Source organism: Nonomuraea sp. NPDC050556, assembly GCF_044457355.1.
GTDB lineage: Bacteria > Actinomycetota > Actinomycetes > Streptosporangiales > Streptosporangiaceae > Nonomuraea.
In genome coordinates, this window is the sequence record NZ_JBITGU010000003.1 from 318,802 (window position 1) to 331,293 (window position 12,492).

Annotated in this window: 7 protein-coding genes; 4 read left to right on the forward strand and 3 right to left on the reverse strand. The window is 71.1% G+C overall.

Features of this window, described 5'->3' with window-relative positions; all coding sequences use genetic code 11:
- Positions 1-11 precede the first annotated feature (11 nt).
- Both ACIBG8_RS30605 and ACIBG8_RS30610 read left to right on the forward strand, forming a co-directional pair.
- Entirely contained in the window at positions 12-2,096 is a 2,085-nt protein-coding gene (locus ACIBG8_RS30605) for a RecQ family ATP-dependent DNA helicase (RefSeq protein ID WP_397346482.1), read from the forward strand.
- Positions 2,097-2,107: 11 nt separating this feature from the next.
- Positions 2,108-2,614 (forward strand): GNAT family N-acetyltransferase, encoded by a 507-nt coding sequence (locus tag ACIBG8_RS30610; RefSeq protein WP_397346483.1) that lies wholly within the window; start codon positions 2,108-2,110, stop codon positions 2,612-2,614.
- Here the strand turns inward: ACIBG8_RS30610 and ACIBG8_RS30615 are convergent.
- Entirely contained in the window at positions 2,581-5,541 is a 2,961-nt protein-coding gene (locus tag ACIBG8_RS30615) for an ABC transporter substrate-binding protein (RefSeq protein ID WP_397346484.1), read from the reverse strand. The two genes, ACIBG8_RS30610 and ACIBG8_RS30615, sit on opposite strands and share 34 nt — an antisense overlap.
- A 3-nt stretch (positions 5,542-5,544) precedes the next feature.
- Positions 5,545-6,438: a carbohydrate kinase family protein gene (locus ACIBG8_RS30620; RefSeq protein ID WP_397346485.1), complete on the reverse strand. Its 894-nt coding sequence runs from the start codon at positions 6,436-6,438 to the stop codon at positions 5,545-5,547.
- Positions 6,439-6,595: 157 nt separating this feature from the next.
- On the opposite strand from ACIBG8_RS30620, the gene ACIBG8_RS30625 reads away from it, so the two are divergent.
- Positions 6,596-9,199 carry a GNAT family N-acetyltransferase gene (locus tag ACIBG8_RS30625; protein ID WP_397346486.1) on the forward strand — a complete coding sequence of 868 codons (2,604 nt, stop codon included), beginning with the start codon at positions 6,596-6,598 and terminating at the stop codon, positions 9,197-9,199.
- A gap of 177 nt (positions 9,200-9,376) precedes the next feature.
- On the opposite strand, the gene ACIBG8_RS30630 is transcribed toward ACIBG8_RS30625, so the two are convergent.
- Complete coding sequence (locus ACIBG8_RS30630; RefSeq protein ID WP_397346487.1) at positions 9,377-11,587, reverse strand: hypothetical protein; 2,211 nt, start codon at positions 11,585-11,587, stop codon at positions 9,377-9,379.
- 290 nt (positions 11,588-11,877) lie between these two features.
- Here ACIBG8_RS30630 and ACIBG8_RS30635 point away from each other — a divergent pair, with 290 nt between their 5' ends.
- On the forward strand, positions 11,878-12,468 hold the full coding sequence (locus ACIBG8_RS30635) for a DUF5998 family protein (RefSeq protein ID WP_397346488.1): 591 nt from the start codon (positions 11,878-11,880) through the stop codon (positions 12,466-12,468).
- The last annotated feature ends 24 nt before the right edge of the window (positions 12,469-12,492 follow it).

Sequence of the window (12,492 nt, forward strand, 5' to 3'; positions counted from 1 at the left end):
ACAAGGTGCACATGTTTGAAGACGTGGCGGCGTTGCGCGAAGAGGCAGAGGAGCGCCTGAGGGCGCTCGCCGGCGAGCATGCCAGGCTCCGCGACGACCAGTGGGCGGCCATCCAGGCCCTCGTGGTCGACCGGCGCCGGGTGCTGGTCGTCCAGCGCACCGGCTGGGGCAAGTCGGCCGTCTACTTCGTGGCCACCGCGCTCCTGCGCGACCTGGGCGAGGGCCCGACGGTCATCGTCTCCCCGCTGCTGGCGCTGATGCGCAACCAGATCGCCGCGGCCGAGCGCGCGGGCATCAGGGCGGTCACCATCAACTCGGCCAACCCCGAGGAGTGGGGCCAGGTCTACGAGCGCGTCGCCGACGGGCTGGTCGACGTGCTGCTGGTCAGCCCCGAGCGGCTCAACAACCCCGAGTTCCGCGACAACGTCCTGCCCGAGCTGGCCGACAGCGCCGGGCTGATCGTGGTCGACGAGGCCCACTGCATCTCCGACTGGGGCCACGACTTCAGACCCGACTACCGCAGGCTGGCCAGGCTGTTCGAGGAGCTCGACCCGGGCGTGCCCGTCCTGGCCACCACGGCCACGGCCAACGCCCGGGTCACCCGCGACGTGGCCGAGCAGATGGGTGAGGACACCATGGTGCTCCGCGGCCCGCTGGAGCGCGACAGCCTGCACCTCAGCGTCGTCCGCATGCCCACGGCTGAGCAGCGGCTGGCCTGGCTGGCCCAGGCGATGAACGAGCTGCCGGGCTCGGGCATCGTCTACACCCTCACCGTCGCCGCGGCCAACGAGATCGCGAGCTTCCTGCGCGAGCAGGGCCACGAGGTGGCCGCCTACAGTGGCCAGACCGACCCGGCGGAACGGCTGGCGGCCGAGGACGCGCTGCTCAACAACAAGATCAAGGCGCTGGTCGCCACCAGCGCCCTCGGCATGGGCTTCGACAAGCCCGACCTCGGCTTCGTCATCCACGTCGGCGCGCCGCAGTCGCCCGTCGCCTACTACCAGCAGGTCGGCAGGGCGGGCCGCGGCGTCGAGCGCGCCGAGGTCGTCCTGCTGCCCGGCACGGAGGACCGCGACATCTGGGCCTACTTCACCTCGCTGGCCTTCCCGCCGGAGCCGGTCGTGCAGTCCACACTGCGGGCGCTGGAGGAGGCCGGTGGCGTGCTGTCCACGCAGGCGCTGGAGACCAGGGTCGACCTGAGCCGCAGCCGCCTGGAGATGATGCTCAAGGTGCTCGACGTCGACGGCGCCGTCCAGCGGGTCAAGGGCGGCTGGCAGGCGACCGGCGAGCCATGGGCCTACGACTCCGAGCGCTACTCCCGCATCGCGGCAGAGCGCAGGAGCGAGCAGGAGGCCATGCTCGGCTACCTGACCACGACGGAGTGCCGCGAGGAATACCTGCGCAAGCTGCTCGACGACGACGCGGCCAAGCCGTGCGGGCGCTGCGACAACTGCACGGGCGAGCACCGCTCGCCCGACCTGGCCCAGGCCTCGGTCGAGGCGGCCAGGGCCAGCCTGGGCAGGCCGGGCATCGAGATCGAGGCGCGCAAGCAGTGGCCGACGGGCCTGTCCGACCTGTCCGGCCGGATCAAGCCCGACCTCGGCGCGGAGCCCGGCCGGGCGCTGGGCAGGCTCACCGACATCGGGTGGGGCAACCGGCTGCGCGACCTCTTCCACGCCGGTGACGCGGCGATGCCCGACGACATGTTCAAGGCGGTCATCCAGGTGCTGGCGTCGTGGGAGTGGCGCGAGCGGCCGGTGGCGGTGGTCAACGTGCCGTCGGCCTCGCGTCCCACGCTGGTGCGTGGGTTCGCCGAACGGCTGGCGCAGGTGGGCAGGCTCACCTACCTCGGGGAGCTCGGCTACCGGGCGGGGACGCCGGGGAGCCAGTTCAACAGCGCCAAGCGGGTGCAGGCGATCCGCGGGACGCTGGCCATGCCGAAGGAGCTGGGCGCGGCCGTCGCGGCGTGCGGAGGGCCGGTGCTGCTGGTGGACGATCGCGTCGACACCGGCTGGACGATGACGCTGGGCGCGGCGCTGCTCAGGCACGCGGGCGCGCCGGCCGTCCTTCCCCTTGCCCTCGCTGCTACGTCCTAGGAGCACCTCACGTGTCATCAACACCCGATCTGACCACTGAGCGTCTCGTCCTGCGGGTCTGGACCGCGGCTGAGGGTCAGGCCGTCGTCGCGGGTTCACGGCTGCCCGGCTGGGCCGATGACTTCCCCGCCGAGGGCGACCAGGTGATCGCCGGGCTGTTCGGCAAGTTTCCCGACTGGCTGGGGCCGTACGGGCACCGGCTGATCATCGAGCGGGAGAGCGGCCAGGTGGTCGGGTCGCTCGGCCTGTTCTGGCCGCCAGGCGACGGGCTGCTGGAGATCGGTTACGGGGTCGTGCCGTCCCGCCGGGGGCTGGGTTACGCGCCGGAGGCCACGCGGGCGCTGACCGAGTTCGCCCTCACCGCGCCCGGCGTGCACACGGTGTTCGCCAACGTGGAGCTGTCCAACCCGCCGTCGATCCGGGTCCTGGAGAAGGCCGGGTTCGCCCGCCGTACCGACGACGTGGAGGCGGGGACGGCGCGCTTCTACCGCGACAGCCCGAGCGTGAGCAGGTCGTAGTTCTGGAGCGCGCGGTTCACCTGCACGTTCGTGAGGCGGTCGCCGCGCAGCAGCGGCGCGCGGTCCCAGACGGTCGGCAGGAGGAGCGCCTCCTTCATGACCCGCTGGTCCACCTCGCTCCAGAGGGCGGCCCGCCGGGTGGGGTCGAGCTCGGCGTCGGCCTTGTCGATGAGCTGGTCCACCTCGGGGATGCGCACGTTCTGGTTGGAGGAGTCCTCGCCGGGCTGGATCAGCCTGCTGTCGACCAGCGGCGCGAGGAATGACCCCGGCTCGGGCAGGTCGGCGCCCCAGAGCCGGGAGACCAGGCCGACCTTCTCCTTGGTCAGCGTCGACGCCTTGCCGTAGTCGCGGTAGAACTTCGTGATCTCCACACCCTTGAGGGTGACCTTGATCCCCGCTTTGGCCAGCGCGGCCTGGACCGCCTCAGCGGCCGGTGTGTCCTTGGCGGTCTCCCGATAGACCATGGTCAGCGGGAAGCCGTCGGGGTGACCGCACTCCTTCAACCACCCCCTGGCCGCGCTGAGGTCGTCCTTGTACGGGTCGAGCGGCTGGTACCCGGGCTCGTCTGGCGGCAGCAGGCTGGTCGCCTGCTGGGCCGACGTCGCGCCGCCGAAGGCCATGGACAGTGACGTGTGGTCGAGCGCCTGGAGGACGGCCTTGCGGCACTCGATCTTGTCGAGCGGCGGCACCTGCGGGTTGACCGACAGGTAGCGCAGGACCCCGGTGGTCATGATGTCCGTGCGGGCCCTCAGGGCCGGCTGCGCGGACACCCTGGCGTACGCCGGGGGAGCCAGGTACGGGCCGACGTCGATCTGGCCTGCCAGGAGCTGGGCGGCGATCTGCTCCGACTGCTGGCCGAAGGTGATCTCGTAGGCGTCGGGCAGGGCCGTCCTGTTGGGGTCGGTGCTCTGGACCCACTGGGGGTTGCGGCCCAGGGTGAGGCGATCGGCGGCGACGCTCGTGATCATGTAGGGCCCGGAGGAGAGCACTTTTTCACGATATTTCGCGCCGGTGTCGGCTTTTTCGGGAACGGGGGCGGTCTGGAGGAGGGCTGCCGCGTAGTCGAAGGTGGCCATCGGTTTGGCCAGGTTGAAGATGATCGTGAAGTCGTCGGGGACGGTGATCGCGTCGGCGCCCTTGGTGCCGAGCAGGGTAGAGAAGAGCGCGGGGCCGCGTTCGAGGACCTTCCTGTCGAGCGTCCTCGCCACGGCGTGCTTCACGTCCGCTGCGGTGATGGGGGTGCCGTCGGAGAACTTGAGGCCCTGGCGCAGGCGGTAGGTCCAGGTCTTGCCGCCGTCGGACGCCTTTCCCGCGCTCTCGGCGAGGTCGGGGACCACCTGGGTGCCCGATCTCGCGGGTTTGACGAGCATCAGGGAGCGGCTGTAGAGGCGGGCGACGTTCCACACGTCGTTGAGGTAGGTGTCGCCGGGGTCGGGGGAGTCGAGCTCGGAGGACGTCGCCATCTTCAGCGTGCCGCCCTTCCTGTCGGACGGGTTGACCACCCCGGTGAGTGCGGCGTCGGGGCTGCCGGTCGTCACCTTCTGCGGGTCGCCGCCGCCCTGCGTCGCGGTGTCGTGACGCGGCCACAACCACACGCCCAACCCGACCACGACCGCCATCACACCCGCACCAGCCGACACCAGCAACCCACGCCGCCTGCGGGTCGACGGCCGGGTCGTAGGAGTAACCGGCCCAGACCCCGGATACCCACCCGGATACCCAGCCCCACCGGGATACCCGGGCCCACCCGGATACCCAGCTCCACCCGGATACTCAGGCCCACCCGGATACCCAGGCCCCCCGAGTTGGCCAGCTCCTCCGACAGGACCGGGACCCCCGAGATGGCCGGGCCCTCCGACAGGGCTGGGCCCTCCCAGTGGTCCGGGCCCGCCTGAGGGGCCGTGTCCGCCCAGATGGGCGGAGGCTCCTCCAGGGACAGGGGTGCCCACGGGGCCGGAGTGCCACGCGGGGCTGGATCCTCCAAGTGGTCCAGGGCCGCCCGAAGGGCCGGGCGCGCCCGGATGGGCCGAGGCTCCTGCAGGGCCGGAGGGGCCCGCGAAGCCGGAGGGGCCGGGGCCCGCGGGGCCGGAGGGGCCTGCGGGGTCGGAAGGGCCGACGGGGCTGGGGGCGGGGAGGGTGAGGAGGCCCTGTAGCAGTTGCTCGGCCGTGGGGCGCATCCGCGGGTCCTTGTTCAGGGCGGCGAACACCAGCGGCCCCAACTGCTCAGGCACCCCGGAAAGATCAGGACCGAAGGTCAGGATCCGATGGATCACCGCAGGCAGCGGCCCGTTCCCGAAAGCAGGCCGCCCCGTAGCCGCGAACACCATCGTCCCCGCCCAGGCGAACAGGTCGGAAGCCTGCTCAGGCGTCCCGTTGAACTGCTCGGGCGCCATGTAAGCAGGCGTCCCCACCACGCTGGTCGTCAGGCTCATGCTCACGTCGAGCGCCCGAGCGATCCCGAAGTCGATCACCCGCGGCCCGCCATGAGCCAGCAGCACGTTCGACGGCTTGAAGTCCCGATGCACCACCCCCGCCCGGTGGATCGCCACGAGCGCGGTGGCCGTGGCGATGGCCAGCCGTACGAGCTGATCCCCGCGAAGCGGCCCCCCAGCGCCGACCTGGTGCTGGAGCGAGGGCCCCTCGACGTACTCGCTCACCAGGTACGGTCGCCCGTCGGCAGCACCGACGTCGAGGACGCGCGCCGTACAGAACTCCGCGACCCGCCGGGTGGACTCGGCCTCGCGCTGGAACCTCGCCACGGCCTGCCAGTCGTCGGCCAGCCTGGCGTGCAGCAGCTTGATCGCGACCTGCTCGCCGGACGGCGACAGGCCCGCGTAGACAGCGCCCTGACCGCCTTCGCCGATGAATCCGGTCAGCCGGTAGGCGCCGACCTGTGCGGGATCACCGGCACGTAGGGAACGAACCATCCGTTAGAGGCGCGGGCGGGCGCCGAGATGGGAGATGGCCTTGGACGCGAGCCTGCACCCGGACGCCAGCGCCTCGGCCGGCGGCTTGCCCTCCAGCCACGGCGGCAGGAACCCGGCGACGAACGCGTCGCCCGCGCCCGTGCCGTCGACCACCCGGTCGACCGGGTCGGCCGCCGCCCTGACGGGCTCGGGACGGCCGTTGGAGTACCAGAGCGCGCCCTCGGTGTTCATCTTGATCACCACGTGCGGGAACCAGGCGGTGAGCACCTTGGCAGCGGCCTCGGGGTCGTCGCGCCCGGTGAGGATCTTGGCCTGGTCGACGTTGGCGAACAGCAGCTTGGCGCCGCTGGTCCACTCCAGGAACGGCTCGGCCCCCGTGCGCTCCAGCGGAGCGGAGGAGGAGCAGTCGATCGAGACCGACATGCCGGTGCGGTGCGCCGCCTCCAGCGCGGCCAGCCCTGCCTCGCGGGACCCCTCGTTGATCAGGGTGTAGCCCGACAGGTGCAGGTGGCCGCCGCCGTTGAACAGGTCGCGCGGCAGGTCTTCAGGCGACAGGGCGGCGTTGGCGCCGGGGTCGGAGAGCATCGTGCGCTCGCCCTTGTGCGTGACGAGCACCACGCAGGTGCCCGTGGGCCGCTCGGGATCCATGACGAGCCTGGCGTCGACGCCGTAGCCCATCAGCTCCATGTCGCGGTTGCGCCCGGTGATGTCGGCGCCGCGACGGCCGATGAAGGCCACCTCGGCTCCCTCGACGGCCAGCCAGGAGGCGATGTTGGCCCCTGAGCCGCCCCCGTGCATCGTCACGGTCGCGGGTGTGTCACTCGCTCTGGCCAAGGCATAACGGGCGCGTGCCACGGCGTCGGTCATGAGATCGCCCACCACGACGACCCGCGTCATGATGTCACCACCTTGCTGCTTCAGAACGAGCTGACGTCGAGAAAACTAACAGCTTCCGGGCTGCTCGTGGGGCATACATCGGACAGACGGCAGCAGTCGATGCACAAGCGTTGCCCAGCAGACGCACCATCTGGGGTACAGGTCTACGCTCGGTGCTGTGGAGGCTCAGTATCCGGCTCATTGGGAGGCCGACGTCGTGCTCGCCGACGGCGGCACGGCTCACGTGCGGCCGATCAGGCCGGCGGACGCCGACAGGCTGCGCTCCTTCTACTCCAGGCTGTCCGACGAGTCGATCTACTTCAGGTTCTTCGGCCCGCGCCCCCGGCTGTCCGACAAGGAGGTGGCCTGGTTCACCAACGTCGACTACGACGCCAGGGTGGCCCTGATCGCCACCATCGGCACCGAGATGGTGGCCGTCATCCGCTATGACAGGACCGGGCCGGGCGAGGCCGAGGTGGCCTTCCTCGTCGAGGACGCCCACCAGGGCCGCGGCGTCGCCTCCGTCCTGCTCGAACACCTGGCCGCCACGGCGCGCGAGCGCGGCATCGAGCGGTTCGTCGCCGACGTGCTCCCGGCCAACATGAAGATGATGGGCGTGCTGCGCCAGGCCGGTTACACCGCGCAGAGCCAGTTCGCCGACGGCGTGGTCCGTATGATCCTCGACCTCACGCCCACCGACACGGCCGAGGAGGTCACCACCTCGCGCGAGCACCGGGCCGAGGCCCGCTCGATCGCCAGGCTGCTCACGCCTACCTCGGTGGCCGTCATCGGCGCCTCGCGCGAGCCGGGCGGCGTCGGCCAGACCGTGCTGCGCAACCTGCTCGCCGCCGACTTCACCGGCCCGGTCTACCCGGTGCACCGGCAGGTCAGGGCGGTCGCGGGCGTGCGCGCCTACCCGAGCGTCACCGCCATCGACGGCGACGTCGACCTGGCCGTGGTGGCCGTGCCTGCCGACAGCGTGATCGACGTGGTCAAGGAGTGCGCTGAGAAGGGCGTGCGCGGGCTGGTCGTGGTGTCGTCGGGGTTCGGCGAGACCGGCGCCCAGGGCCGGGCCAGGCAGGACGAGCTGGCGCGCCTGGCCAGGTCGTACGGCTTGCGCGTGGTGGGCCCCAACTGCCTCGGCATCGCCAACACCGACCCCGCCGTGCGCCTCAACGCCACGCTCGCGGCGACCGTACCGGGGCGCGGGCGGGTGGGCTTCTTCAGCCAGTCCGGCGCCCTCGGCACCGCGCTGCTGCAGCGGGTGGCGCAGCGCGGCATGGGCATCTCCAGCTTCGTGAGTGCGGGCAACCGCGCCGACGTCTCCGGCAACGACCTCCTGCAGTACTGGGAGGAGGACCCGGCCACCGAGGTCATCCTGCTCTACCTGGAGTCGCTCGGAAACCCGCGCAAGTTCACCCGTCTGGCCAGGCGCATCTCGCGCAGCAAGCCGATCGTGGTGGTCAAGAGCGGCGGCACCACCCAGGGCGTGCCGACCGGGCACTCGGTGCCCGCGCTCGGCCTGCCGGACACCGCGCTCAGCTCGCTGTTCGAGCAGGCGGGCGTGATCCGGGTCGACGACCTCATCCAGCTGTTCGACGTGGGCCAGCTGCTGGCCTACCAGCCGCTGCCCGCCGGGTCCGGCGTCGGCCTGGTGACCAACTCTGACGCGCTCGGGCTGCTCGCCGTCGACGCGTGCGTGGGCGCCGGCCTGGAGCCGCGCCCGCCGGTCAACCTGGGCGCCGCGGCCGGAGCGGCGGAGTTCGGTACGGCTCTCGCCGAGGTGCTGGCCGTTCCCGAGGTCGACTCGGCCGTCGTGATCTACATGCCGCCGATCCCCGGCAAGGCCGACGAGGTCGCGGCGGAGCTGGTCAAGGTGGCGGGGGAGTCGGGCAAACCGGTCGTCGCCACTTTCGAGGGGCACCTGGGCATGCACCGGGCGCTCCGCCTCGGCGCGCCTCCGCAGCGCGGATCGATCCCGTCCTTCGCCGCGCCGGAGGAGGCCGTGCGGGCGCTGGCCCGCGTGGTGCGTTACGCCGACTGGCGCAGGCAGCCGCTCGCGCAGCCGCCCGCGCTGGAGGACATCGACACCGCGCTGGCCAGGACCCTGGTCGAGGACGCGGTCAAGGACGGACCCGTCGAGATCGACGCCGCCGAGCTGCTGGCCTGCTACGGGCTGGAGGTGTGGCCGGCCGAGGTGGTCGAGTCGCCGGACGAGGCGGTGGCCGCTGCCGAGCGGCTGGGGTGGCCCGTCGTGCTGAAGGTGGCCGACCCGGCGGCCTCGCAGCGCGCGGGCACCGTACGGCTGGGGCTGACCGGGCCGGACAGCGTGCGGCACGCCTACGCCGAGCTGGGGCAGGACGTCCTGGCCGTGCAGCGGATGGCGCCGCAGCCCGCGGTGCCCACGGTGGTGAGCGTGATCGAGGACGCGGCGTTCGGTCCCGTGGTCTCGTTCGGGCTGGGCGAGGTGACGGCGCGGCTGCTGCGCGACCAGGGGTACCGGCTGGCGCCGCTGACCTCGGAGGACGCGGCGGGCCTGGTGCGCTCGGTGCGGGCCGCTCCCTTGCTGTTCGGCGAGTACGGTTACCCGCCCGTGGCCGTGGACGCCCTGGAGGATCTGCTGGTCCGCGTCGGCCGCCTGGCCCACGACCTGCCGCAGGTGGCCCGCCTGGACCTCGACCAGGTGCTGGTGGGGGAGTCCGGCGTCATCGTGCTGGGCGCCCGCGCCCACCTGTCGCACCCCCAGGCGCCCCGCCCCGACGACACCCCGCGCCGCCTCTGAGAGCTCGTGACAGAAGGAACCCTTCCTCGAGAGCGGCCAGAAGGCCCAGAGAGGAGATCTGCCCCCTCCTTCTGAGGAGAGACGTGTGTGGGGGATCTTCTGTCAGGTGTTCTGAGCGTGGGCACGTGAAAGGGCGGGCGACCGGTGAGGTCGCCCGCCCCTTTTCAGGCGGTGTTACTAGCCGGCGGCCGGAGCGTTCTCGTCCGTCGCCTTGCAGCCCTCGGCGCAGTTCGTGTCCGCAGCCGTGACCGTGGCGGTCGCGGTGTAGGACTCGTCGACACCCTCAGGCATCTTGCAGGTGACCGTGAAGGTCATGGACCCGCCCGCGGCCAGGTCGATGACCTCGTTCAGGTCACCCACGCCGCTGGCGGCCGGGCAGGCGCCGCCGTCGCTCTTGCAGGTCCACTTGATGGTGTCCCACGGCTGCGGCCAGTCGGCCACGACCTTGGCGCCGGTGACGTCCGTCGTGCCGGTGTTGCTGACCGTCACCTGGTAGGTGTACGGCTTGCCGGGAACGTACGGGTTCGGCTTCGAGGTGATCGCCACGTCGAGCTTGCCGTCAGGCGTCGGCGCGGCCGTGATCTTCACCGGCACCGGGGTGCCCTTGTCGCCCGCCGCGTTCTCGTTGCCGGGCGTGCTGGTGGTGACCGTACCGGTCGAGTCGCCAGGAGCCGCGTCCGCGGGAACCTTCAGACCGATCTTGATCGGCGGGTACGAGTCGCCAGGCTTCAGCGCGTCGTCGCCGCTGCCCGGACGGGTGCAGGTGACGACCTCGGTGACCACGCAGGTCCAGCCGTCACCGGACGCGCCGGTGACCTCGGTGCCGGGACCAGGCGTGTAGACCTCGGTCACCGTGTCGGTGGTCGGGCCGGCAGCCGGGTCGTTCGACGTGGTCAGCGTGACCTCGCCGGTGCCACCGGCCGGGATGGTGGTGTCCCCACCGGGAACCGTGGTCAGCACCGGCGGAAGAGCGGCAGGCGTGACGGTGGTCTCGCTGGAGGCCTTGTTGTCCTCAGGGTTGATCTCGACGCCACCGGGAACCTCGGTGACCGACTCGACGACGCCGTTCGCGGTCACCGTGCCCGAGGTGGGCTTGGCGATCGCCACGTCGATCTTGACGGGCGGCGCTGTCGCGCCGGGAGCGAGGTCCTCGTCCCGGTCACAGGTGACCTTCTGGCCCTCGACGGCGCAGGTCCAGCCGTCACCGGCGGCAGCGGTGGGCGTGACGCCCTCCGGAATGTCGACCGACAGCTTCATCGGGTCGTCGGCGAAGCCGTACTCCGGGTTGGACGAGACGGTGGCGGTGTAGGAACCGGTGCCACCGCCGTCCCACGGGCCGTCGTTGGTGATGGCCAGCTTGAGGTCGGCGTTCAGCGTGTTGGCGATGAAGCCGCCGATCGCGTGGTTGGCCGTGGCGGCGCCGGTCGAGGCGGCCCAGCCGACCTTGATGGTCGGCGGGAGCTTCGGCTGGCCGGGCAGGTTGTCCAGGTCCAGGTTCTCGACCACGGGCACCAAGGGACCACCGTCGGCGAAGCGCATGCTGACGGTCATGAGGTTCTTGGTGGTGATGTCGATCACGACGTGGCGCTTGGCCGGAGCCTTCTCCGTGGCCTCGTCGACCGCGATCGGCTCGTCCTTGGACAGCTGCTTGCCCGTGATGTAGGCGTAGTCGGTGCTCTGCGCACCGCGCACCACGACGCTGTTGGGAACGACGCAGCCGTTCGGCGCCGGGGCGGTGGTGTTGCAGCCCGTGGGCTTGCCCGTGTCCTTGCCCGAGATGGGCTTGAACACGGTCGGGTTGGAGAAGTTGCCGTACTCGTCGAAGCCGATGCCGACGAACGCGCCCTTGAGGTTGCGGTACCCCAGCGCGCCGCCCGGCTCACCGACGGATGCGGGTGAGGCACCGTCGACCAGGTAGAACGAGATGCCGTCGCCGCCGCGCGGGCCGAGCGTCTTCTCGTTGTACTGCTTGGCGTTCCACTGGTACGTGTCGAACTCGAGGCTGAGGCCGCGACCGGACTCGATCGTCCGGTTCAGCATCAGCGCACCGCCGTTGCCGCCCTTGACGGCGACGTTGTCGGTCAGGCGGAAGACGCCGGAGCCGACCTCGTCAGCGGCGCCCTGGACGCAGGCGTCCAGCGAGCCGGGCTGGGTCGACGCGGCGGCGGTCAGGCAGGGGCGGTCCACGCCCGCACCCAGGCTGGTGACCGTCCAGTCCGACGCGGGAACGCTGTCCCCGGCGAAGGTCTGCTGGTTGAGAGTCTCCGCGTGGGCGGGCAGGGCAGCGGCCGCGAAGCCGATTCCAGCCAGCAGGGCCGTCGCTGCCGCGAGGCCGGCACGGCGTGCCGTACCTCCACGAGTGTGCGGACGGAGGAGTCCGTAGTCCATGTTTGTTCCCCCGAATTGACATCTATCGAGAATGCCCGCCCCTGTTTCGGCAATGCGGTATCGATCAGCGAAGTCCGGTGATTCGACGGCATGCCAACGGGACGGGCAACCGTTGTCTACGTCCTACCGATAACCAGCTCTGTCTGATAACAAACCGGCCGAATTTGCCATAGCGGGTAATGCTTGCCATCAGACATGTGGAAATAACAGCATAAAAGGCGTTATAAAGGGATTTGTCCGTGTTCGCGCTTGCAGGTGAGTGCACGGCGCGACCCTGGCAGGATGGACCCATGAGGGAAACCCGAGTCTCAGCCGCGAGCCTGCGTGAAGCGATCGATCGCAGCGGCTACTACCCCGACCTCGTCGCTGACGCGGTCGACTCCGCGCTGGGCAAGGAGGCTGTGACCGCCTTCGTGGTCCACCACGAGGCCACGTTCGACCCCGCGATGGAGGTGCGCAGGCACGTCACCGTGCTGGTGCTCTCCGCCACGCGCCTGCTGGTGTGCCACACCGACGAGCACCCGGCCGTCGAGGGCGTGGCCGGCTCGCACGCCTCCACGACGACCGAGGCCGTACGGCTCAGCCGCGTCCAGTCGGTGGCCGTGACGCGGCTCGTGCCCGAGCCGGAGAAATACGTGCCCGGGGTGCCGCCGACCGAGGTGACGCTCACGATCGGCTGGGGGGCCATCTCCCACGTGGACCTCGAACCCGCCACCTGCGGGGACGAGAACTGCGAGGCCGACCACGGCTACACCGGCGCCATCACCGCCGACGACCTGTCCCTCCGGGTGAGCGAGGCCGCCGACGGCGCGGACGCCGTCTCCCACGTCCTGTCCTTCGCCAAGGCGCTCTCCGAGGCAACGGCAAGATCCACTTCATAGGCAGGGCCGGAGCCGGGTGCCTAG

Excerpts from the sequence above, each read along its gene's own strand:
- ACIBG8_RS30605 (WP_397346482.1), top strand. The coding sequence starts at position 12 with ATGTTTGAAGACGTGGCGGCGTTGCGCGAAGAGGCAGAGGAGCGCCTG.
- ACIBG8_RS30615 (WP_397346484.1), bottom strand. The coding sequence starts at position 5,541 with ATGGTTCGTTCCCTACGTGCCGGTGATCCCGCACAGGTCGGCGCCTAC.
- ACIBG8_RS30620 (WP_397346485.1), bottom strand. The coding sequence starts at position 6,438 with ATGACGCGGGTCGTCGTGGTGGGCGATCTCATGACCGACGCCGTGGCA.
- ACIBG8_RS30630 (WP_397346487.1), bottom strand. The coding sequence starts at position 11,587 with ATGGACTACGGACTCCTCCGTCCGCACACTCGTGGAGGTACGGCACGC.
- ACIBG8_RS30635 (WP_397346488.1), top strand. The coding sequence starts at position 11,878 with ATGAGGGAAACCCGAGTCTCAGCCGCGAGCCTGCGTGAAGCGATCGAT.